This is a genomic window from Arthrobacter sp. EpRS71, from assembly GCF_001512285.1.
In the GTDB taxonomy this organism is placed as follows: Bacteria; Actinomycetota; Actinomycetes; order Actinomycetales; family Micrococcaceae; genus Arthrobacter.
Genome location: NZ_LNUV01000003.1, coordinates 60,352 through 80,850, shown reverse-complemented (window position 1 = coordinate 80,850; position 20,499 = coordinate 60,352). Strand labels below are relative to the sequence as shown.

General features: G+C 64.3%; 18 protein-coding genes. 12 read left to right on the top strand and 6 right to left on the bottom strand.

Annotation, left to right across the window (positions count from 1 at the left end):
• The first annotated feature begins 79 nt into the window (after nucleotides 1-79).
• The 3 genes from AR689_RS03290 (at nucleotide 80) to AR689_RS03280 (ending at nucleotide 3,470) form a co-directional block, all read left to right on the top strand.
• Nucleotides 80-1,555, top strand: a complete 1,476-nt coding sequence (locus AR689_RS03290; protein WP_062066785.1) for an ABC transporter permease — start codon at nucleotides 80-82, stop codon at nucleotides 1,553-1,555.
• A 2-nt stretch (nucleotides 1,556-1,557) separates the two neighbouring features.
• Complete coding sequence (locus tag AR689_RS03285; protein WP_062066782.1) at nucleotides 1,558-2,250, top strand: ABC transporter ATP-binding protein; 693 nt, start codon at nucleotides 1,558-1,560, stop codon at nucleotides 2,248-2,250.
• A 149-nt stretch (nucleotides 2,251-2,399) separates the two neighbouring features.
• On the top strand, nucleotides 2,400-3,470 hold the full coding sequence (locus AR689_RS03280) for a Gfo/Idh/MocA family protein (protein WP_062068537.1): 1,071 nt from the start codon (nucleotides 2,400-2,402) through the stop codon (nucleotides 3,468-3,470).
• A gap of 135 nt (nucleotides 3,471-3,605) precedes the next feature.
• Here AR689_RS03280 and AR689_RS03275 read toward each other — a convergent pair whose 3' ends face one another.
• The 3 genes from AR689_RS03275 to AR689_RS03265 are packed head-to-tail and all read right to left on the bottom strand — an operon-like array spanning nucleotide 3,606 to nucleotide 5,543.
• Nucleotides 3,606-4,046: a DoxX family protein gene (locus AR689_RS03275; RefSeq protein ID WP_062066779.1), complete on the bottom strand. Its 441-nt coding sequence runs from the start codon at nucleotides 4,044-4,046 to the stop codon at nucleotides 3,606-3,608.
• 46 nt (nucleotides 4,047-4,092) lie between these two features.
• Nucleotides 4,093-4,764 (bottom strand): phosphonatase-like hydrolase, encoded by a 672-nt coding sequence (locus AR689_RS03270; protein WP_062066776.1) that lies wholly within the window; start codon nucleotides 4,762-4,764, stop codon nucleotides 4,093-4,095.
• The gene (locus tag AR689_RS03265) at nucleotides 4,761-5,543 is read right to left on the bottom strand and encodes a GntR family transcriptional regulator (protein ID WP_082697827.1); all 783 of its coding nucleotides are present in this window, start codon (nucleotides 5,541-5,543) and stop codon (nucleotides 4,761-4,763) included. The genes AR689_RS03270 and AR689_RS03265 overlap by 4 nt, the downstream gene beginning before the upstream one ends.
• A gap of 163 nt (nucleotides 5,544-5,706) precedes the next feature.
• Here AR689_RS03265 and AR689_RS03260 point away from each other — a divergent pair, with 163 nt between their 5' ends.
• The 5 genes from AR689_RS03260 to AR689_RS03240 all read left to right on the top strand — a co-directional run bounded on the left by AR689_RS03260 (nucleotide 5,707) and on the right by AR689_RS03240 (nucleotide 10,767).
• The gene (locus AR689_RS03260) at nucleotides 5,707-6,921 is read left to right on the top strand and encodes a TIGR03364 family FAD-dependent oxidoreductase (protein WP_062066770.1); all 1,215 of its coding nucleotides are present in this window, start codon (nucleotides 5,707-5,709) and stop codon (nucleotides 6,919-6,921) included.
• A 34-nt stretch (nucleotides 6,922-6,955) separates the two neighbouring features.
• On the top strand, nucleotides 6,956-7,870 hold the full coding sequence (locus AR689_RS03255) for a phosphate/phosphite/phosphonate ABC transporter substrate-binding protein (RefSeq protein WP_062066766.1): 915 nt from the start codon (nucleotides 6,956-6,958) through the stop codon (nucleotides 7,868-7,870).
• On the top strand, nucleotides 7,870-8,640 hold the full coding sequence (locus AR689_RS03250; protein WP_062066763.1) for a phosphonate ABC transporter ATP-binding protein: 771 nt from the start codon (nucleotides 7,870-7,872) through the stop codon (nucleotides 8,638-8,640). Before AR689_RS03255 ends, AR689_RS03250 begins: the two co-directional genes overlap by 1 nt.
• Nucleotides 8,637-9,491: a phosphonate ABC transporter, permease protein PhnE gene (gene phnE, locus AR689_RS03245; RefSeq protein WP_062066760.1), complete on the top strand. Its 855-nt coding sequence runs from the start codon at nucleotides 8,637-8,639 to the stop codon at nucleotides 9,489-9,491. The genes AR689_RS03250 and phnE overlap by 4 nt, the downstream gene beginning before the upstream one ends.
• 166 nt (nucleotides 9,492-9,657) lie before the next feature.
• Complete coding sequence (locus AR689_RS03240; protein ID WP_062066757.1) at nucleotides 9,658-10,767, top strand: FAD-dependent oxidoreductase; 1,110 nt, start codon at nucleotides 9,658-9,660, stop codon at nucleotides 10,765-10,767.
• Between the two features lie 61 nt (nucleotides 10,768-10,828).
• On the opposite strand, the gene AR689_RS03235 is transcribed toward AR689_RS03240, so the two are convergent.
• Nucleotides 10,829-13,051: an NADP-dependent isocitrate dehydrogenase gene (locus tag AR689_RS03235; protein WP_062066754.1), complete on the bottom strand. Its 2,223-nt coding sequence runs from the start codon at nucleotides 13,049-13,051 to the stop codon at nucleotides 10,829-10,831.
• 241 nt (nucleotides 13,052-13,292) lie between these two features.
• Between AR689_RS03235 and AR689_RS03230 the strand changes: the two genes are divergently transcribed.
• Nucleotides 13,293-13,904: a hypothetical protein gene (locus AR689_RS03230; RefSeq protein ID WP_062066751.1), complete on the top strand. Its 612-nt coding sequence runs from the start codon at nucleotides 13,293-13,295 to the stop codon at nucleotides 13,902-13,904.
• 107 nt (nucleotides 13,905-14,011) lie between these two features.
• Nucleotides 14,012-15,121: a trypsin-like serine peptidase gene (locus AR689_RS03225; RefSeq protein ID WP_062066748.1), complete on the top strand. Its 1,110-nt coding sequence runs from the start codon at nucleotides 14,012-14,014 to the stop codon at nucleotides 15,119-15,121.
• A 177-nt stretch (nucleotides 15,122-15,298) separates the two neighbouring features.
• Here the strand turns inward: AR689_RS03225 and purH are convergent, their stop codons facing one another.
• Nucleotides 15,299-16,969, bottom strand: a complete 1,671-nt coding sequence (gene purH / locus AR689_RS03220) for a bifunctional phosphoribosylaminoimidazolecarboxamide formyltransferase/IMP cyclohydrolase (RefSeq protein ID WP_062066745.1) — start codon at nucleotides 16,967-16,969, stop codon at nucleotides 15,299-15,301.
• Between the two features lie 373 nt (nucleotides 16,970-17,342).
• The gene (locus AR689_RS03215; protein ID WP_062066742.1) at nucleotides 17,343-18,272 is read right to left on the bottom strand and encodes an endonuclease domain-containing protein; all 930 of its coding nucleotides are present in this window, start codon (nucleotides 18,270-18,272) and stop codon (nucleotides 17,343-17,345) included.
• Nucleotides 18,273-18,582: 310 nt separating this feature from the next.
• Between AR689_RS03215 and AR689_RS03210 the strand changes: the two genes are divergently transcribed.
• Both AR689_RS03210 and murQ read left to right on the top strand, forming a co-directional pair.
• A complete protein-coding gene (locus AR689_RS03210) occupies nucleotides 18,583-19,527 on the top strand; it encodes an N-acetylglucosamine kinase (RefSeq protein ID WP_062066739.1) in 945 nt (314 codons plus the stop codon).
• A complete protein-coding gene (gene murQ / locus AR689_RS03205) occupies nucleotides 19,502-20,452 on the top strand; it encodes an N-acetylmuramic acid 6-phosphate etherase (protein ID WP_062066736.1) in 951 nt (316 codons plus the stop codon). The genes AR689_RS03210 and murQ overlap by 26 nt, the downstream gene beginning before the upstream one ends.
• Nucleotides 20,453-20,499: the final 47 nt, after the last annotated feature.

The following is a 20,499-nucleotide window of genomic DNA, read 5'->3' as shown; positions in this document are numbered from 1 at the left end:
GCACAGCAGTACTCACGAGTCTTGGATCTGCGGCCCACGTTCAGTGGGTCCCTAGAACTTGCAGGTCAAGAGGAGAAACGTGAGCGTCCTTGCCCGAAGCGTAGGCAATGCCTTCCGCAACAAAATCAGAACGGCGGCCGTTGTTGCCGTGCTGGCCGTAGCCATCGGCCTGGCACTGGCCATGCTCGTGGCCAATCAGGCAGTGGGTGCCAAGGTCCAGGAGCTCAACGCCTCCGTGGGCACCACCCTGACGGTGAATCCAGCAGGCGGCCAAGGCTTCGAAGGCGGCGGCGAACCACTGACGACGGCGGAAGCTGAGACTGCGGCATCGGTCGCCAATGTGACCGCTGTAGTTGGTACCAAGGCCTTGCGCCTGCAGACGGCAACCACAGCTGATTCATCCACCGCAACCACGCAGCCGGGACCCGGGGGTGGCTTCGGCCCCGGCGGGCAGCAGGCGACGGTCAGTACCAACCTGATGGCCGCCGTCGACGCCGGTACGCTCGGCAACCGCAACGGCTCCGCAGGAACAACGGGCGCAACCGGCACATCTGGAACAACCACCCAGCCCTCGCGCACGCTCCCCATCACGGCGACGGGCATTGGCGCCGAGGTGGACGGCACGGGCAAGGCCTTGGACATCACCAGCGGCACCGGCCTGGGCGACTACACGGCATCGGAGGCGAAGGCCTTGGTGGGTACATCGCTGGCCGAGAAGAACAGCCTGACGGTGGGCTCCACGTTCACCATCCAGGACAAGACCTTCACCGTGGCTGGCATCTTCGACGCCGGGACCACCTTTGGCAACAACGCCGTCTACGTGACCCTCCCGGAAGCCCAGACACTGGCCGAGACCCCGGATGAGCTCTCCACCATGATCGTCACGGTCAACAGCATGGAAAACGTGGACAGCACCAAAACCGCCGTGCAAGCTGCGCTCGGCACAGACAAAGCAGACGTCACCCAGGGCCAGCGCAACCTCGAAACGGCCGTCAGCTCACTGGACAGCGTCAAGAACATCTCGCTGATCGCGTTCATCGCAGCACTGGCCACTGCCGGGATCATCATCCTGCTCATCATGGTCATGCTGGTCCGCGAGCGCCGTCGCGAAATCGGCGTCCTGAAAGCCATCGGTGCCCGGAATCGCACCATCGGGTTGCAGTTCGTCCTTGAGTCGTTGGTCCTGGTTGCCTTGGGCAGTGTTGTGGGTGCCGTGATTGCTTCACTGGCCAGCGGCGGCATCGCCTCGGCCCTCATCAGTTCGAACACCACCACGACGGCGGCCACCACCACCCAGCGCGGCGGAGGACTCGCCGGGGCCATGCCTAACGGCGCAGTTCCTGGTGGCGGGATGCCCGGTGGCGGTATGGGAGGTGGTCAGGGTGGTCCGTTCGGCGGCGCGTCCCAGCTGCTTACCTCGGTCACAGCCAGTGTCTCCCCCGGCGTGCTCGCTGCCGGCATCGCAGCCGTGTTCGCAGTAGCCATCATCGGCGCGTTGGTCCCGGCATTGCTGACCGCCCGCATCCGTCCCATCGAAGTACTCCGAGGAGAATAGCCGTGATCGTAGTCAAGGACCTGGTCCGTCAGTTCAAGTCCGGTGACCGGACCATCAAGCCGGTCAACGGCGTCAGCTTCGAACTCGAGAAGGGCTCGCTGGCGTCCATCGTGGGCAAGAGCGGCAGTGGCAAAAGCACGCTGTTGTCCCTCCTGGGTGCGTTGGACAAACCCACCTCAGGAGACGTCGTCGTGGATGGCGTCAGCCTCGCCGGTTTGCCGGACGGCAAACTGACCGAGTACCGCCGCCGGGACATCGGGTTCGTGTTCCAGCAGTTCAACCTGATCCCCAACCTCAGCGCAGTGGACAACGTGATGCTGCCCATGGAGTTCGCCGGTGTCCGCAAAGCGGCCAGGCTGCAGCGGGCCAAAGAGCTGTTGGAGCAGGTGCAGTTGGACCCGGAGAAGCACTCGCGCCGCACCAACCGATTGTCCGGTGGCGAGCAGCAGCGTGTGGCGATTGCCCGTGCTTTGGCCAACGAACCCAAGCTGATCCTTGCCGATGAGCCCACCGGAAACCTGGATGAGCAAACCGGTGAGCACATCATCGAGCTGTTGAGTTCCCTGAGTCGCGATCACAACACCACCATCCTGGTGGTCACGCATGACCGCAGCCTGGCGCAGAAAACCGAGCGCTGCTTCCGGCTGCAGCAGGGCAAGCTCACAGAGGAGGTCAGAACCGGATCGCGTCGATGACCCTGAGGCGCACCCAATCCCGCCGGGCGCACCCCACGTTCCCCGCCAGCGCACCCGTGCCCGCCGGGCGCACCAGGGGTTACGGGTGCGGGCTGCGTTAAAGGGTGCGCCCCACCTCCCTGTAACCGGGAAATGAGAGGATGAACGGCATGACACTCCCTATCGCCGTGCCGTGGCTTTCAACCCAGACCAACCAGGATCCCCGGGCAGCAACCGGGCGTACGCTGCGGTGGGGAGTGGTGTCCACGGGCAACATCGCCGCCAGCGCGTCAAAGGACCTGGCGCTGCTGGACGATGCGGAGCTGTATGCCGTGAGCTCACGGACGCAGTCCTCGGCTGACGCTTTCGCCCAGGCCCATGGCTTCGGCAAGGCCTACGGGGACGACGGCGGTGTTCCCGGCTACCAGCGCCTGGTGGACGATCCCGCCGTGGACGTGGTTTATGTGGCCACTCCCCATGCCCAGCACTTCCAGATAGCCTCAGCAGCTCTGCGGGCAGGCAAGCACGTCTTGTGCGAGAAAGCCCTCACCATCAACGCCCGCGAAGCCACCGAGCTGGTCAAACTGGCCCGGGAGCAGAACGTGTTCTTCATGGAGGCCGTGTGGAGCCGCTTCCTGCCGAGCATGCAGCGTGCTTTCCAGATCGCCGCTTCCGGGGAGCTCGGAGAGATCCAGTGGGTCAGCGCAGATCTTGGCTTCCCGGCGCCCTACGACCCCTCCGCACGCATCTGGGCCCTCAATGACGGAGGCGGAGCGCTCCTGGACATCACCGTCTACCCGTTGCTCTGGGCGCTGGGAACACTGGGCTTCCCGCAGTCGGTTACCGCGATCGGCACGCTCAATGACGACGGCGTGGACAGCCAGAACGCCCTGACTCTCGGCTATGACACGGGTGCACAGGCGCAACTGACGTCCTCGCTGTTGGCACACGGACCCCGGACGGCCACAGTGGCCGGGGGCCTGGGGTTTCTGCAGACTGTTGGCTCGGTGAACAACCCGCGCGAACTGATGATCCGGGTTGGTTGGGACGAGCCGCGGCGCGAGCAGTTTGACGTTGTGGGCATCGGCTACACCTACGAACTCCGCGAAGTCACCCGTTGCGTCCAGCAGGGCCTGAGCGAAAGCCCGGTCATGCCGTTGGAGGACTCGGTCAACGTCATGCGTCTTTTTGACGGGGTGCGGTCTCAGCTGGGCATCCGCTACCCGAACGACGCTCGGTGAACTGGCCTACGGGTGAATTGAGCACTTGCGGCTGCGTTGCGAGGCCCACTATGCGCCATAAAACCCAGGGATACCCCGCAGAGGAGGCCTCACAACCAAAGGCGAGCACCGGCGTCGTGAGTTAACCCAGGCGCGTTAACGCCCTGGGCGGGCCGGCTGCCGTGCCAGCTTGCGGTCCAGCGACAGGGCACCGGGCCCAAGGAACACGAACGCGATGGAGATCGCCACATAGATGATCAGGAGTTCGGCGGTAACACCGGACTTGTCCGTGAGCAGCGGTTTGCCCGCTTCGGTCACGAACCAGATCCCCGCGAACATGATCGCTGCCAGGAAACCGGCCACCCGGGTCAGGGCGCCGAGCACCAAGAGCAGGCCGAGGCCCAATTCGCCGGCGATCACCAGCCACGCAACAATCTCCGGCTTCTGCACCCCCATGGCGGCAACAGACGCGGCGAACGCGGCATGCCCGGCCATGAACTTTTGGAAGCCATGGACCATGAGGAGCGCGCCGAAAACCACCCTCAGGATGGTGACGCCGCGGGAGGAGGACTTGGGAGACGGGTGAAGGAATTTCACGGGTTCCAATCTTCCATGCCGGACGTCCCCCACCAAACGCGGTCTGCTAGGAAAGCAGCGCCGGAATGTCCTTCACCCCGTCCAGGATGTGGTGGTGCGGGTGCACGGCCAGGTCTTCGCGGCCCAGCTTGCCGGTGAGGACACCCACGGCGGTGACGCCGGCGTTGTTGGCTGCGGCGAGGTCGTTCACGGTGTCCCCGGCGGCCATCACGGTCCGGACATCCTGCACGCCTGTCAGCTCCATGGCGCGGTGGATCATGTGCGGCGCCGGGCGGCCGGCGGCAACTTCGTCGGAGCAGACGACGGCGTCCAGCAGGTGATCGCCGCCGACGCCCCATCCCAGCCGCTCCAGCAGGGGCTCGGCGACGTCGCGCGAAAACCCGGTAGTCAGAGCCACCTTAATGCCTTGGTTGCGGAGTTCACGGAACGCATCTTCCACGCCTTCCAAAGCGACCGGCGGGTTGGCGTCGTAGAACTCCACGAGCAGTTCCTTGAAGCGGATGAAGGCGGCGGCCACCACGCCCGGTGTAGCTGCTCCCCCGCCGGCTTCAATGAGGGCCGTGATGGCCTCGACTTTGTCCGCACCCATCCATTCCTGCACAGCCTCGGGCGTAGTGCTCACACCGGTTTCCTCAACACAGCGGGCAAGGGCTACGTACACGTCGCCGTGTTCGTCGATGGTGGTTCCGGCCATATCGCAGGCAACAAGCTTGATCATGGGGTGGCTCCTTGAGTGGATTGAGGATCGGTGTGGATGCGGACCAGGGCGGCCCGGCGTTCCACGGTGTTGTCGATGGTGAAGTTGGTCAGTGCCGGCAGGTAGCGGTCCTCGGAGTATTCGAGGGGTTGCCCGTCGGCGGAACGGGTGATGCGGCGTTCGCGCAGCAGCGGAATGCCTTCGGGTTGCTCCAGGAGTTCGGCGTCCTCGTCACTGGCCGCAACGGCGTCGATGGTGTGCCGGGCGCTGTGCAGATCCACGCCTTGTTCCTTGAGGAACGCGAAGATGGACCCGGAATCGGTATCGAAGTCGAACAGTTTGCGGCCCACGTCCAGGGTGAACGTTGTCCGCTCGATCATGGCCGGAGCCTCATCCAGGTAGCGGACACGCAGGACCTCCACCACGGTGGTTCCCGGCATGAGGCCAAGAGCCTCCGCGGCTTCCGGACTGGCTTCGCGCCGTGCCACTTCGAGGGTTCGCTGGCCGGGCTTCTTGCCGATCCCGGTGGCCCATTCCGTGAACGAGTTGAACGTGGAGAACGACTGCGAGGGCACAGACGATCGCACCATGGGAGGACGACCACGGCCGCCCGTCACGGCACCTTCCGAACGGAGGAAGGCGAGCGCCTGGCGGATGGGACCGCGCGATGTTCCGAACTCCCGGCACAGTTCAGCCTCGCTGGGCAGCTGGTAGCCCGGAGGCCATTCACCGTCAGTGATGCGGCGCATGAATTCCTCGCTGAGACGGACGTGGAGGGGTGCGTTCTGCTGTGTGCTCACCAGTTGATAATACAAGTTGATTCACCCGACATCGCAGTTTTTGAGGGCCACAAGGTGAACTGGCAGTGAACTCACGTGAACAAACGTTAAATTCTGATTAACTTGTATATACAAGTCGCATTTGGGCTTGCTTCTCCACTTTTCACCAGCCAATGTCAGTGGTGTGAACAACCCGAGCACCTCCTCTCCAGCCCCGAACAACACCGCGGGCCAGCCCACCGACGTCGTTATTGTCGGCGCCGGAATCGTGGGCCTGGCCCACGCGGCCCACGCTGTTGCCAACGGCCTGACCGTCACCATCATCGAGCGCGACCACCACGCCGCAGGCGCTTCAGTGCGCAACTTCGGCCACTGCTGCATCACCGCCCAGTCCGGCGAACTCTACGAACTTGCGCAGACCTCCCGTAAGTACTGGCTCGAGTTCGCCGAGCGCGCCGGCTTCTGGGCGTCCGAGTCCGGCGCTGTGGTCCTTGCCCGCACCGAGGCAGAAATGAACGTCCTTCGCGAGCTCTCCGCCGTCCGTGAACCCGGGCAAGTTGAGCTGCTGTCCCCCGCCGGGACCCGCGACCGCTTGGGTGCCGCTGTCTCCGCTGCAGACCAAACGCACGACGACGGCACTCACCACGGCGCATGGCCCGGCCTGGTGGGCGGCGCCTTCCTCCGGGACGACCTCCGGGTGGATCCCCGCACCACCGTGGCAAAGTTAGCCGAGTGGCTCAGCCAGCAACCCGGCGTCGAACTTCACTGGAACACGGCGGCGCTTGGCTTCGACGGAAACGCTGATGGCGTGACCGTCCAGACCTCGCGCGGCGAACTTCGCGCGAAGCAGGTCTTCGTGTGCGTCGGGCACGACGTGGACTACCTCTTCCCGGATCTCGCCGCGGAACATCGGATCCAACGGTGTGCGCTGCAGATGTCCTTGGCTGCCAAACCGTCGGGTGCGGAATTCACGCCAGCGGTTCTCACCGCCACCTCCATGCTGCGCTACCCCGCTTTCACGGACATGCCCGCTGCCGCAGCTCTCCACTCCGAGGTGTCGGAAAAGCAGCCGGAACTCTTGGACATCGGCGCCAACGTCATGTTCACCCAACGCCCCGACGGCACCGTCATCCTGGGCGACTCGCACCACTACCACCACACGGCCGATCCGTTCCTGGACGAAGCCGTCACAGCCACCCTCAACACCGAAATCACGGGCAGGATCGGCGAACCGCTGGAGATCCTCCAGCGCTGGCAAGGCATCTACGCTTCCTCCGATGTGGCGCCGATCCTGGTCCGGGAGACCCAACCCGGCGTCACCGTGGTGTCCGTAACCTCCGGCGTCGGCATGACCCTGTCCTTCGGCCTGGCACACCGCAACGTGTCGCGCTTGTCCTGATTTCCCATTCCCTTCCCTTCGCATAAGGATCCCCATGAAAACCTCGCTCCTCACCGGTTCCGCGCTTGCCCTCGCCACCGTTCTGGCGCTCACTGCCTGTGGCGGCTCGGCGCAGTCCTCCCCCGAAGCCACGAGTGCTACCTGCCCCAATGGCGAGATCAAGTTCGGCATTGAGCCCTACGAGGACCCGGCCAAATTGACGCCGGCCTACGACGTCCTGGCCGCAGCGCTGTCCAAGAAGCTGGAATGCCCGGTCAGCGTCCAGGTGGTGGAGGACTACGCCGCGGAGGTTCTGGCCATGCGCAACGGCAAACTGGACCTGGGGCAGTTCGGTCCTTTGGGCTACGTGTTCGCCGACGCCAAGGCGGGTGCTGAACCGTTGGTGTCTTTCGGCACGGCGGAGAAGGAACTCAGTACCTACACGGCGGGGATTTGGGTTCCCAAGGACAGCCCTATCCAGGCCATTGGGGATCTGAAAGGTAAGTCGTTGGCCCTGGGCAGCGTCGGATCCACCTCAGGCGACGTGTTGCCGCGCTTCGGCCTCCGTGAAGCCGGGATCGCCGACGCCGACATCAAGATGGACTACACCGGTGGTCATCCCGAAGCTCTGCTCGCCCTGACCAACGGCAAGGTGGATGCGGCCCAGATCAACTCGCAGACGCTCGCCACGGCCATTGCGGCGGGCACCTTCACCCCGGAGAACTTCCGGCAGGTGTGGACATCCAACCCCATCCCCAACGATCCCATCACCGTCCGGGGCGACGCGGACCCCGCGTTCAAGGCTGCCGTGAAGGACGCATTCCTCAGCCTCGATCACGCTGACGTGGCCAAGGTTGGCGAGTTCCTGGACGTTACCCCTCCCGGCCCGCTGCTTGAGGTCACCAAGGACAACTACACCCCGCTGTTCGAACTCGCCGAGACCATGGGTCTCACCGAGAAGGACCTGTAATGCCGCTCTCTGTCCACGGCTTGCGAAAGTCGTTCAACGGACGGACGGTTCTGGAAGGCGTGGACTTTTCCGTTGCAGCCGGTGAGCTGGTGGCATTCCTCGGCGCCAACGGCTCGGGCAAGTCCACCACCCTGCGCTGCGTCATGGGCATCACCGCCCCGGATTCGGGCAGCATCAGCATCGACGGAACCGCACTGGAAACCCTCCAAGGGCGTGACCTGCAGCAAGTCCGACAGCGTATGGCCATGATCTTCCAGAAAATCCATCTCGTCCCCCGGCGCACCGCGTTGGACAACGTGTGTGCTGGCGCGCTGTCCCGCATCCCCACGGTCCGCTCGCTCAGTCCCCTGCTGTTCCCCGCCGACGTTCAGCAAGAGGCCCTCGATTGCCTGGACCGAGTCGGACTCGCAGACCGTGCCCTCGATCGCGTGGGCCGGCTCTCCGGCGGACAGCAGCAGCGCGTGGCCGTAGCCCGGGCGCTGTGCCAGCGGGCCGACGTCGTACTTGCCGACGAGCCGGTATCCGCACTTGACCCGCACGCCGCCGAGCAAGTCATGGCGCTGCTGCGTGAACTCGCTCACGCGGAGGGGCTGGCCGTGGCTGCGGTGCTGCACCAGCCTGATCTTGCTCTGCGGTATGCGGACAGGTCCATCGGGTTGTTGCAGGGATCCATGACCTTCGACCTTCCCTCCACAGAGATCACGGCCGATCACCTTGACACGTTGTACGCCCCGGACCGGGACGTTTCAGACAGGAAATCCGCAGCATGACACCCCAAATCCTCACCCCGGCCGTCGCCCGCCGCAGCCCTTCGGCGCAAACCCGGGTGGCACTGGTCCGCCCCAAGAAGCCCCTGCGGTGGATCACGACGGCGGCAGTGGCGGCCGTCGTCGTCGGACTTCACGCTGTGGCCATCGAAGGGACGGACTTCAAACCCGCACTGCTGGTGGACGGCTGGAAGGGCATGGCCGCGTTTATCGGCGACGCGTTCCCGCCGGACCTCAGCTGGGAGAAGACCATCCGGCCCGGGTTGGAAGCCACCCTGGTGACGCTGTGGATCGGGCTCTTGGGAACCACACTGTCCGTGCCGTTCGCCCTGTTGCTCGCTGCGCTGGCCGCGGAGAACACCAGCCCGCACCGGCTCGTTTACCAAGCTGCGCGTTCTGTCTTGTCGTTTTTCCGTGCCGTGCCGGACATCGTGTTCGCGCTGATTTTCGTCACCGCTGTGGGGCTTGGTCCGTTCGCGGGTGTGCTCGCGCTGATCTGCCACAACACCGGTGTCATGGGGAAGCTGTGGGCCGAATCCATGGAAGAGATCGACTCCGGACCCCAGGAAGCACTCCGAACCGCGGGCGCCAACCGGATCCAGCAGGTAGCCAACGCAACGCTGCCCATGGTGGTCCCGCAGTTCGTGGGCCTGCTGCTCTACCGTTTCGACGTCAATGTACGGTCCTCGCTGGTCCTTGGCTTGGTGGGCGCCGGGGGCATTGGGCTGCTGATCAACCAGTCCATCAAGTCGTTCCAGTTCGATTCCATGCTTACCCACATCCTGATCGTGCTGGTGCTGATCATCGTGGTGGACCAGTTCTCCGCCTGGATCCGCAGGCGCCTCGCCGCGTAATACCCAGCCGCCCCCACCTAAGCCGACCCAAGTAGGTAGCAGATCAGGTCGTTCTCAGCGCTCAGAACGGCCTGATCTGCTACCTACTTGGGTGAGTGGGGGCAGAATGGGAGGTGGCCCTGTTTCGGGGTCGCGTTTCAAGAGGGCCATTGTGGATGGAGCAGGCATGCAGGTTGACGTTGTAGTTGTTGGCGGAGGAGCCATGGGATCGGCGGCCGCCTGGCAACTGGCCCGGGCGGGTCGCTCAGTGGTTCTGTTGGAGCAATTTGAGGCCGGCCACCACATCGGCGCTTCGCACGGCGCCACCCGCAACTTCAACACCGCCTACGCCGAGGCCGACTACCTGGACCTCCTCGCCGAGTCCAAGACCCTGTGGGACGAGCTTGCGGCAGAGCACGGCGCACCGCTGCTGGACATGGTGGGCCTCGTGAACCACGGAAACGTCCCCCGCCTTCGAGAGGTCAGGGAAGCGCACGAGGCACGGGGCATCGAAAGCTACTTCATCTCCCCCGACGAAGCCGCCAACCGGTGGCTGGGCATGAATTTCGCCACCGACGTCCTCTTCGTTCCAGGCTCCGGCCGGATCCGCTCCGCAGACGCCCTGGTGGCGCTGCGGACATCAGCCGAAGCTCGCGGAGCCGTGTTCAAGTACTCGACGCCGGTGCTGGACATCCGCATCGACGGCGCCGAATCGGTGGTGGTGGTCACGGAGGAAACCGAATACACCGCCAACCGCGTGGTGGTCACGGCAGGTGCGTGGACCAACAAGCTCGTCAGCAAACACGTCAAGCTCCCGGCTTTGGTGGTCACCCAGGAACAACCGGCTCACTTCACTCCCAGGGACAACACGCTGGTGTGGCCCAGCTTCAACCACAGCCCGGACCCCGATCCGAACAACGAAGCCTACGAGTACTGGTACAGCCCCGTCTACGGCATGCTCACCCCGGGCGAAGGCGTAAAAGCCGGTTGGCATGGGGTCGGCCCGGTCATGGATCCGGACGAGCGCACGTTCGAGCCCATCCCCCACCAGATGGAAGCATTGGTGAGGTACGCGGAAGAGTGGCTTCCCGGCGTCGACCCCTCCACAGCGGTTCCCATCAGCTGCACCTACACCACCACACCCAACGAGGACTTTGTGCTGGACCATTTCGGTCCGCTGGTGGTGGGCGCCGGCTTCTCGGGTCACGGTTTCAAGTTCACACCCGCTATCGGCCGGGTGCTGAAAGACATCGTCGACGGCGGCATGGCACCGGAGCGGTTCCACGCGGAGCGCTAAATCAACACTTAAAGCAACTGGCCCGCAGGCAATGCCTGCGGGCCAGTTTGCTATGCCGTGACTACTTCTTCAGGTCCGCGAGAACCTTGTTGAAGGTGGCCGACGGGCGCATGATCTCAGCGGCCTTGGCAGCGTCCGGACGGTAGTAACCACCCAGTTCGACGGCGGGACCCTGGACTGCGGCCAGCTCACCGACGATTGTCTCCTCGTTGGAGGTCAGGGCTTCAGCGATTGCTGCGAAGTCCTTGGCCAACTCGGCGTCCTCGGTCTGCTTGGCCAGCTCCTGGGCCCAGTACGTGGCCAGGTAGAAGTGGCTTCCGCGGTTGTCCAGCTCGCCAACGCTGCGGCGAGGGGACTTGTTTTCCAGCAGGAACGTACCCGTGGCGCGGTCCAGCGTGTCAGCCAGGACCTGGGCGCGGGCGTTGCCGGTGGTGGTGGCAAGGTGTTCGAAGCTGACGGCCAGGGCAAGGAACTCGCCCAGGCTGTCCCAGCGGAGGTGGTTTTCCTTGACCAACTGCTGGACGTGCTTGGGAGCGGAGCCACCGGCGCCGGTCTCGAACAGGCCGCCACCGTTGATGAGCGGAACGATGGAGAGCATCTTGGCGCTGGTGCCAAGCTCGAGGATCGGGAACAGGTCCGTGAGGTAGTCGCGCAGGACGTTACCGGTGACGGAGATGGTGTCCTCACCCTTGCGGATGCGCTCCAGGGTGAAGGCCGTGGCCTCAACCGGGGAAAGGATCTTGATCTCGAGGCCCTCGGTGTCGTGTTCCTTGAGGTACTCGTTGACCTTGGCGATCAGGTTGGCGTCGTGAGCGCGGGTCTCGTCCAGCCAGAACACGGCCGGAGTCTGGGATGCGCGGGCACGGGTGACGGCCAGCTTGACCCAGTCGCGGACCGGGACGTCCTTGGTCTGGCATGCGCGCCAGATGTCACCGGGGAAGACCTGGTGCTCGGTGAGGACGTTGCCCTTGCTGTCCACGAGCTGGACGGTGCCGGCTGCCTGGATCTCGAAGGTTTTGTCGTGGCTGCCGTATTCTTCGGCTGCCTGTGCCATGAGGCCCACGTTGGGAACGGTGCCCATGGTGGTGGGGTCGAACGCACCGTTGGCGCGGCAGTCGTCCAGGACAACCTGGTAGATGCCGGCGTAGGAGCTGTCCGGAATCACCGCCAGGGTGTCTGCTTCCTTGCCGTCCGGGCCCCACATGTGGCCGGAGGAACGGATCATGGCAGGCATGGAGGCGTCAACAATGATGTCCGACGGAACGTGCAGGCTGGTGATGCCCTTGTCCGAGTCCACCATGGCCAGTGCCGGACCGTCTTCGAGGCCCTTGGTGATTGCTGCCTTGACGCCTTCGCGGACGTCCTCGGGCAGGTCTTCCAGGCCGCTGAGGATCGCGGCGAGGCCGTTGTTCGGGCTGATGCCGGCCGCGGCGAGCTGCTTGCCGTAGGTTTCGAACAGCTCGGAGAAGTAAGCCTTGACCACGTGGCCGAAGATGATGGGGTCCGAGACCTTCATCATGGTGGCCTTCAGGTGTGCGGAGAAGAGGACGCCCTCTTCCTTGGCACGTGCAACCTGTGCCTTGAGGAACTCGTCCAGGGCGTCAGCGCGGAGCACGGTGGCGTCCACAACTTCGCCGGCCAGGACGGGGAAGTCCTTCTTGAGGACCTTGGTGGTGCCGTCTTCGCGGACCAACTGGATGGTCAGGGAATCGTCAGCATTGAGGACAACGGACTTCTCGTTGGAGCGGAAGTCGTTCTCGCCCATGGTGGCAACGTTGGTCTTCGAATCAGCGGACCAGGCACCCATGGAGTGCGGGTTCTGGCGGGCGTAGTTCTTCACCGACAACGGTGCGCGGCGGTCCGAGTTGCCTTCACGCAGCACCGGGTTCACAGCGGAGCCCTTGATCTTGTCGTAGCGCGAGCGGATGTCCGTCTCGGTGTCCGAGGAGGGGTTGTCCGGGTAGTCCGGGAGGGCGTAACCCTGGGCCTGGAGTTCGGCGATGGCAGCCTTGAGCTGCGGCACGGAAGCACTGATGTTGGGCAGCTTGATGATGTTGGCTTCCGGCTGCTTTGCCAGTTCACCGAGTTCAGCAAGCGCGTTGCCCGTGCGCTGTTCTTCTGTCAGGAAATCACCGAAGACGGCGATGATGCGGCCGGCCAGCGAAATATCGCGGGTCTCCACCTCTACTCCTGCGGTCGAGGCATACGCTTCAACAATCGGCAGGAATGAGTAAGTTGCCAGCATCGGCGCTTCGTCTGTGTGGGTATAGATAATCTTGGCCATTGGTGGGGTTCTCCCTGAAAGTCTGCAGATTTCAACATCTCTAACTTACCCGAGTAGACCGTTTTGACGGCCCTTCGTGTCCGGGATCACGTGTTCGTTACCGCTCTCCCGCCATTAACGCCCGACGGCGGCCTGACCGCCGCCGCTGCCCGCCGTCGTCGTGCGCTGGCTGCGTGAGCAAATGTCCGGTTCCCGGGCGCGTCAACATCGCATTCACGCCGAAACCGAACATAGTGAAATCATGACCCGCACCCTTCGACCTGCCTCCGCGGCTGCCTCATTGACTGCGTCCCTGGCTGCCTTGGCGGCAGGGATGCTCCTCGCACTAACCGCTTGCACCGCGCCGGCACCGACGCCCCGGCAGACCATCCCGCACGACGCCGATACCGGTCAGACGATTGCCGAAGCCCGCGAGGCAATCGACGCCGTTCCCGGGATCTCGGTCATCGGATTCGACGGAGGGGGTCCACCAAACGTGAAAGGCAACACCGGATACTCCGTACAGCTAGCCATCGAGCCCGGCTACACCGTCCTCTACGGCGACTTGCTGGTGGATTACATCGTCCGGAACATTTGGTCTGTGGGCGAGGGTTACATGCCCAACACGCAGATCCAGATCAGTGCCCGAACCGCTGACGGGGAGCCGTTCTTCGACCTCACCGCCGCAGGCGTGGGATCGGCCTGGATGGGCGGACAGCCCTCTGCCCCCAAGCAGCACAACAGCATCATCATTCCCCTCAGCGCCGACGATCCCGAGGGCGCGCGCAACCTTTCAATGTTCAAACGGGACGGTTCATGGCCTGGCGTTGTGCCAAAACCACTCTCGGACAGGGTCACGGTCAAGGACCACTGACACTCACCATGGGAGAACCTCCAGCCACCGGAGATTCAGGCGTGCCCCGCGCACGCCAAAAGGACCTTGCCACTTAACAAGCAAGTGACAGCAAATTATCACAAAGTATGAAACATCTCTTTACAAAGTTGTCATACGTTCGATACCTTCGATTCCGTCAGTCGGCGGTCGCCATCACTGGCCGCCTCACTCCCTCGATAGGTAGGAACAACGTGACAAAAACCAAGACCCTGGCCACAAGCCTGCTGAGTCTGTCCGCTGCCGCAATCCTGGCGCTGGTTGGAACCACCAGCGCCAACGCGGCGCCGGTCAACACCACAGACTCCAGCGGCGCTGCGGTCAGCAGCCACGTAGTGTCGGACGCCGGCGCTGCAGATTATTGGACCCCGGAGCGCATGAAGAATGCCGCTTCCGGCGAAATCCTGGCCGCAAAAGCACTCGAACGCGGCAAGCTCCTCAACCTCGGCAAAGCCCCGGTCACTGAAGCCCCGGGCGCCATCAGCAGCATCGCAGGCCAGCAGGCCTCTGCTGATTCCAAGGTCATCGACCGCAAAGTCAACCAGAGCGAAACCCCGGTCAAGCACATCGGCAAGATCTTCTTCACCCTGGGCGGCTCCAACTACGTCTGCTCAGGCAACTCCGTCACCGCAGCCAACAAGAGCACCGTATCCACCGCCGGGCACTGCCTCAACGAAGGCCCCGGCGCTTACGCCACCAACTTCGTCTTCGTCCCCGCCTACCTCAACGGTGCAGCACCCTACGGGAAGTGGACGGCAAAGGCGCTGTACGCCCCCACCCAGTGGGCCTCCAACGGCAACATGCAGTACGACACCGCCTTCGCCGTCATGAACACCCTCAACGGCCAGAAGCTCGCCGACGTGGTTGGTTCCTCAGGCGTCCAGTTCAACGCCGCCCGCGGCCTGAGCTACAAGGCCTTTGGCTACCCGGCAGGCTCGCCCTTCAACGGCGAATCGCTCAAGAGCTGCTCCGGCAAAGCCACCAACGATCCCTACAACCCGCAGTTCAACAGCCAGGGAATCCCCTGCAACATGACCGGTGGGTCCTCGGGCGGACCGTGGTTCATCGGCACCAGCTCCACCGGCTACCAGAACTCCGTGAACAGCTACGGATACGGCAGCAACTCCACCACCATGTACGGCCCGTACTGGGGCACCGTCATCCAGTCCACCTACAACACTGCTGCAGCGGCTTCGTAGCGGACTCTCCTTTGTAGGCACGCCCCTGTTAAATTCGTGCGGACATAGCACGACGGCGGCCGTCCCCTTCCGGGGGCGGCCGCCGTCGCGTTGTGGTGCTCTGTGTCTTGTGGCGCTGGGCCCAAGCCGCCCGGGTTCCCTGGCCGAAGCGCAGCGAGGTGAGGGCGGCGGTGGGGACTAGTGGAAGAAGTGGCGTGCGCCGGTGAAGTACATGGTGATGCCTGCAGCATTGGCTGCGGCGATGACTTCCTCGTCGCGGACCGAACCGCCCGGCTGGACCACAGCGCGGACACCGGCGTCGATCAGGATCTGCAGCCCATCAGCGAACGGGAAGAACGCGTCCGAGGATGCAACGGCGCCGCGTGCCCGCTCAGGTGCGTTGCTCGCGTCGGCGTTGGACGCGCCGCCAGCACCTTCGACGTCGGACTCCACCGTCACGCCCAGCGTGTTGGCGCGCTCCACGGCAAGGCGGCAGGAGTCCAGGCGGTTGACCTGGCCCATGCCGATGCCCACGGCTGCACCGTGGTTGGCGATCAGGATGGCGTTGGACTTTGCCGCGCGGCACGCGGTCCAGGCGAAAGCGAGGTCAGCGAGGGTAGCTTCGTCGGCGGCTTCGCCGGCTGCGAGGGTCCAGTTGGCGGGGTTGTCGCCGTCGGCGTCTACCTTGTCGCTCATCTGGACCAGGACGCCACCGGAAACCTGGCGCATCTCGGACGGGTAGCGGCCGTAGCCCTCGGGCAGTGCGAGGAGGCGGATGTTCTTCTTCTTGGAGAGGATCTCCACTGCTTCAGGCTCGAAGTCCGGGGCGATGACAACCTCGGTGAAGATGTCGGCAACCGTGCGGGCCATTCCTGCGGTGACGGTGCGGTTGGCAGCAATCACACCGCCGAACGCGGAGACGGGGTCGCAGGCGTGGGCCTTGGCGTGAGCGTCAGCGATCGGGTCTGCAGCGTCAGCGGAACCGACGGCGACACCGCACGGGTTGGCGTGCTTGATGATCGCAACTGCGGGCTCGGCGAAGTCAAAGGCAGCACGGAGGGCGGCGTCGGCATCCACGAAGTTGTTGTAGCTCATGGCCTTGCCGTGCAGCTGGTCGGCCTGCGCAATGCCGGCCGGAGCAGCCTTGTCCACGTAGAGCGCGGCCTGCTGGTGCGGGTTTTCGCCGTAGCGGAGGACCTCGGAGCGTTCCAGGGACAGGCCGGCGTAGGCGGGCCAGTCGATGATGCCGTCGCCGTCTTCGTCCAGGAACTGGCTGGCAGTCCAGGAAGCCACAGCATTGTCGTAGCTGGCCGTGTGAGCGAAGGCCTTGGCGGCCAGGCGGCGGCGGGTGTTCAGGTCGAACCCGCCGTGCGCGGCGGCGTCGACCACTGCGCCGTAGAAGTTGGGGTCCGTGACGATGGCGACGGCGGCGTGGTTCTTCGCGGCCGAACGCACCATGGCAGGGCCTCCGATGTCGATCTGCTCAACAACGTCATCCTGCGCTGCGCCGGACTTCACAGTCTCCACGAACGGGTACAGGTTCACCACCACGAGGTCGAACGTTTCGATCTCCATGCCGGCCAAGGTGTCCATGTGCGCCGGGACGCGACGGTCAGCCAGGATGCCGCCGTGCACGCGCGGGTGCAGGGTCTTGACGCGGCCGTCCAGCATTTCCGGGGAGCCGGTGACTTCTTCGACTTCCTTGACCGGGATGCCTGCGGCGGCGATCTTCTTGGCGGTGGAGCCGGTGGAAACAAGGGCGACGCCGGCTGCGTGCAGGCCCCTCGCGAGCTCCTCCAGTCCCGTCTTGTCGTAAACCGAGATCAGTGCACGGCGGATGGGAACACGGTCAAGCTGCGTCAAGCTCACAAAAGTCTCCGTCTTAGTTCGCGTAGATATCGCGGGTGGTTTCGCGGGTGGTGGGGATACGGAGAGTTTATCGCGTTTCGTTGCCGCCCCGGTTTTGCGTCGTCGCGGCCCCTGGGTTGCCCCCCTCTCTTGCGTTGCGTTGCGTTGCGTTGCGAGGCCTACTCTGCGCCCCACTCGAGGCCCAAATCGCGCACACCAGGCCCCACAAATTACCCCCCAGCGATACGAGGCCTACTCTGCGCCCCACTCGAGGCCCAAATCGCGCACACCAGGCCCCACAAATTACCCCCCAGCGATACGAGGCCTACTCTGCGCCCCACTCGCGGCACCAAACGCGCACACCAGGCCCCACAAGTGTGGAGGAGACCAAAAACTACGACGACGGCCCCCGCCACCCGCGGGAGGCCAACGCATCGCGCACCTTCCGTTCCGCGTTGGCCCACCCACCCTTCATTTGGACATCGGAGAATCTCAGGACGATCCACCCCAACGCGCGAAGCCGATCGTCTCGTTCGATGTCCCTGCCCCATTGCACTGGGTCGGAGCGGTGATGATCACCCTCGTATTCCATGGCAATTTTGTACTCCTTGTATTGGAGATCGGGCGTCGATATGTATCTCCCGTGCTCGTCGAAGATCGGCGCGGTAATTGCTGGCTCCGGCAGTCCGGCGTCGACGATTTTCAGGCGTAGCCTCGACTCCTGCGGCGAATCAACCCCCGGCCTCAGCAACGGCAGAATCTCCCGGGCCATGCGGATTCCCTTGACCTTGGGACGCCGGTCGATGACTTCTTGGATCGCCTCAAGAGAGGACAGGGGATTCTCGCGCGCCAACAGAAAATCGCCAGCTGCCACGAGCGACGACCTCCCCATATGCCTGGCCAGATCCACCCACGTCCATTCCGGCGACGTCAGCTGAACCCCGTTCAACACACGAACGTCCCGAGCAAGCAGTGGAGCCCGATGTCCGATGACTCCCCGACGCTTGACCCTGCCGATCTCTTGCCGACGGGTCACATGACATAGCCCGTTCCTGCCCTCTTCCTCGAGGTAAATGGGGAGCGGCATGGCCCACAACAACGCTGCCGTGACGTGGCTGACTGCACAGCGAGGAGTGACGGTGGTGTGCAGCCGTCCGAGTAGTGCGAGGTCCAGTTCACCGCCCTTGGCAAGACGAATGCCACGACTCGGCGTCACAAGCTCTTTCGTCTGGAGTCGCCACCGTGGCACACCGGCAGCGTAGGCGTCGGCGACGAGAAAGCCTTGAGGGTCAACGTCCGTCGGCAAAGGGGTGAGATTCCGCATGGATTCATGCTCTCGGGAAACGATGGCTCACGTTCGGTTATCCACAGAAATCGCCCTCAGGGACACTCCCGACTGCTCCTCCACAGGACTTGCGAGGCCCGCTCTGCGCCCCAAACCACCCACCAAACACGCACAACGGGCCCCACAACGCATCACACAGGACTTGCGAGGCCCGCTCTGCGCCCCAAACCACCCACCAAACACGCACAACGGGCCCCACAACGCATCACACAGGACTTGCGAGGCCTGCTCTGCGCCCCAAACCACCCACCAAACACGCACAACGGGCCCCACAACATAGGGTTGAGCCATGGAAGCCACCGAGGTTGTTCTTGTTGCCGATGTTGGGAAGAGTCGTTGCCGGGTGGAGTTGCGCAGCGGCAACGAGTTGCTGGGCGCAGCCGACCAGCACGGCTTTCCCGGGGTACACGTGGACAACGGACCCACCCTCGCGTTCGAGCTCCTGCTCGAAACGGTCCGCCAACTGCCGCCAGGCCTTCCGGTCAGCACGTTGACGGGTATCGGCGCCGCAGTTGCCGGTGTTGAAGCCTCCGCGGAAAAGTCGCAGGAACTCGCCACCATGTTGTCCCAACGGTTCAGTGCCCCCGCTGCTGTCCTCTCCGACGCCACGGCTGCCCAGCTTGGCGCACTGCAAGGCGCCCCCGGCACCACGCTCATTGTGGGCACAGGCGCTGTGGCCTTCCGTTTCGACGAAGCCGGAATCCTCCACCGGGCCGACGGCTGGGGTCCCTATCTTGGCGATCGCGGCAGCGGCCGTTGGATCGGCCAGCAGGGTCTACAGGCAGTTCTTGAAGCGCACGACGGCGGCCCTGCCACGTCGTTGTCGGCTGCGGCTGGCGCTCTGGTTGAGTCGCCGGACATGCTGCCGGGCTGGCTCGCGGCCATGGAGAACCCCTACAGGGCGATGGCCCGTTTCGCACCGCTGGTTCTGCACGCAGCGGAGGCGGGTGACGCCGTCGCACATGACATTGTGGGCGAGGCGTGCCGAATCCTAACCAATACCGTTAGGCGCGCGAGCGGCACCGAACCCGGCACGCCCAGGGTCGCGCTCCTGGGCGGAGTAGTGGGATCGGACTTCTTTGCTGCGCTCTTGCGGAAGTCCCTCGCTTCGGCTGGGATTGAGGTGGTGGCCGCGCTGGGCGATGGCTTGGACGGGGCTGCCCTCGCTGCGACGCGCCGCGGGCTCATCCAGGAAAGGTACATCCACCGTGACGGAACAAACTGGCCCGACTAACGCCGACAACCTAGCGGGCCTGCGCACGGAACTCGCCGGATTGCAGACCGAGGCCACAGCCGAGGGCCTGGAAAACCTGGACATCCTCGGTACTGAAGAACTCGTTTCCGCGATGCTCGCACACAGTTCAGGAGTACACGCCGCGGTTGAGGCTGCACGCCCCGCCATTGTTCACACCGTCGACGCCGTTGCGGAGCGGCTTCAGCGCGGGGGTCGCCTTCTGTACGTGGGAGCCGGGACAGCCGGGCGACTCGGCGTGCTTGACGCGAGCGAGTGCCCGCCGACGTTCGGCACACCGCCGGGACTCGTCGTCGGACTGATCGCTGGCGGCACCGAGGCTATCCAGAAACCGGTGGAATATGCCGAGGACAACGCGACTGCCGGCGCGCGGGACCTGCACCACATCAACGTGACCGAAGCGGACGCCGTCGTCGGTATTACTGCCTCGGGCCGGACGCCGTACGTGATCGGCGCGCTGGAGGAGGCCCGGAAACGGGGGGCGTTCACGGCGTCGTTGGCCTGCAACAAGGGCTCGGCCGTGAGTCATGTGGCCGACGCCGCGGTCGAGGTTGTGGTGGGTCCGGAGTTCATCGCGGGCTCCACGCGGCTGAACTCGGGAACGGCGCAGAAACTTGTCCTCAACATGATCAGCACCTTGGTGATGGTGAAGCTTGGCAAGACCTACGGGAATCTCATGGTGGATCTGCGGGCCACAAACGAGAAGCTGCTGGCCCGCTCGCAACGGACGGTTCAGCACGCAACGGGGGTTTCTGCCCAGGAAGCAGCCGCCGCCCTGGACTCTGTTGGCGGTTCGGTGAAGGCTGCCATTTTGGTGCTCCTGACGGGTATCGAGGCTGGTCAGGCCAAGGGCGCCCTCGAGGAAGCCGGCGGTTTCCTGCGCAGGGCCATTGAGAACCAGAAGTAACCCGGACGGCGGTGCCGTGCCCAGCGCATAAAGTTGCATGCAGGAGG

What these genes read in the sequence shown, in the direction of transcription:
- phnE (WP_062066760.1), top strand. Translation starts at nt 8,637, where the DNA reads ATGACACCCCAAATCCTCACCCCGGCCGTCGCCCGCCGCAGCCCTTCG.
- AR689_RS03280 (WP_062068537.1), top strand. Translation starts at nt 2,400, where the DNA reads ATGACACTCCCTATCGCCGTGCCGTGGCTTTCAACCCAGACCAACCAG.
- AR689_RS03215 (WP_062066742.1), bottom strand. Translation starts at nt 18,272, where the DNA reads ATGCGGAATCTCACCCCTTTGCCGACGGACGTTGACCCTCAAGGCTTT.
- AR689_RS03210 (WP_062066739.1), top strand. Translation starts at nt 18,583, where the DNA reads ATGGAAGCCACCGAGGTTGTTCTTGTTGCCGATGTTGGGAAGAGTCGT.
- AR689_RS03235 (WP_062066754.1), bottom strand. Translation starts at nt 13,051, where the DNA reads ATGGCCAAGATTATCTATACCCACACAGACGAAGCGCCGATGCTGGCA.
- AR689_RS03225 (WP_062066748.1), top strand. Translation starts at nt 14,012, where the DNA reads ATGAAACATCTCTTTACAAAGTTGTCATACGTTCGATACCTTCGATTC.
- AR689_RS03255 (WP_062066766.1), top strand. Translation starts at nt 6,956, where the DNA reads ATGAAAACCTCGCTCCTCACCGGTTCCGCGCTTGCCCTCGCCACCGTT.
- AR689_RS03250 (WP_062066763.1), top strand. Translation starts at nt 7,870, where the DNA reads ATGCCGCTCTCTGTCCACGGCTTGCGAAAGTCGTTCAACGGACGGACG.
- AR689_RS03230 (WP_062066751.1), top strand. Translation starts at nt 13,293, where the DNA reads ATGACCCGCACCCTTCGACCTGCCTCCGCGGCTGCCTCATTGACTGCG.
- AR689_RS03240 (WP_062066757.1), top strand. Translation starts at nt 9,658, where the DNA reads ATGCAGGTTGACGTTGTAGTTGTTGGCGGAGGAGCCATGGGATCGGCG.
- AR689_RS03270 (WP_062066776.1), bottom strand. Translation starts at nt 4,764, where the DNA reads ATGATCAAGCTTGTTGCCTGCGATATGGCCGGAACCACCATCGACGAA.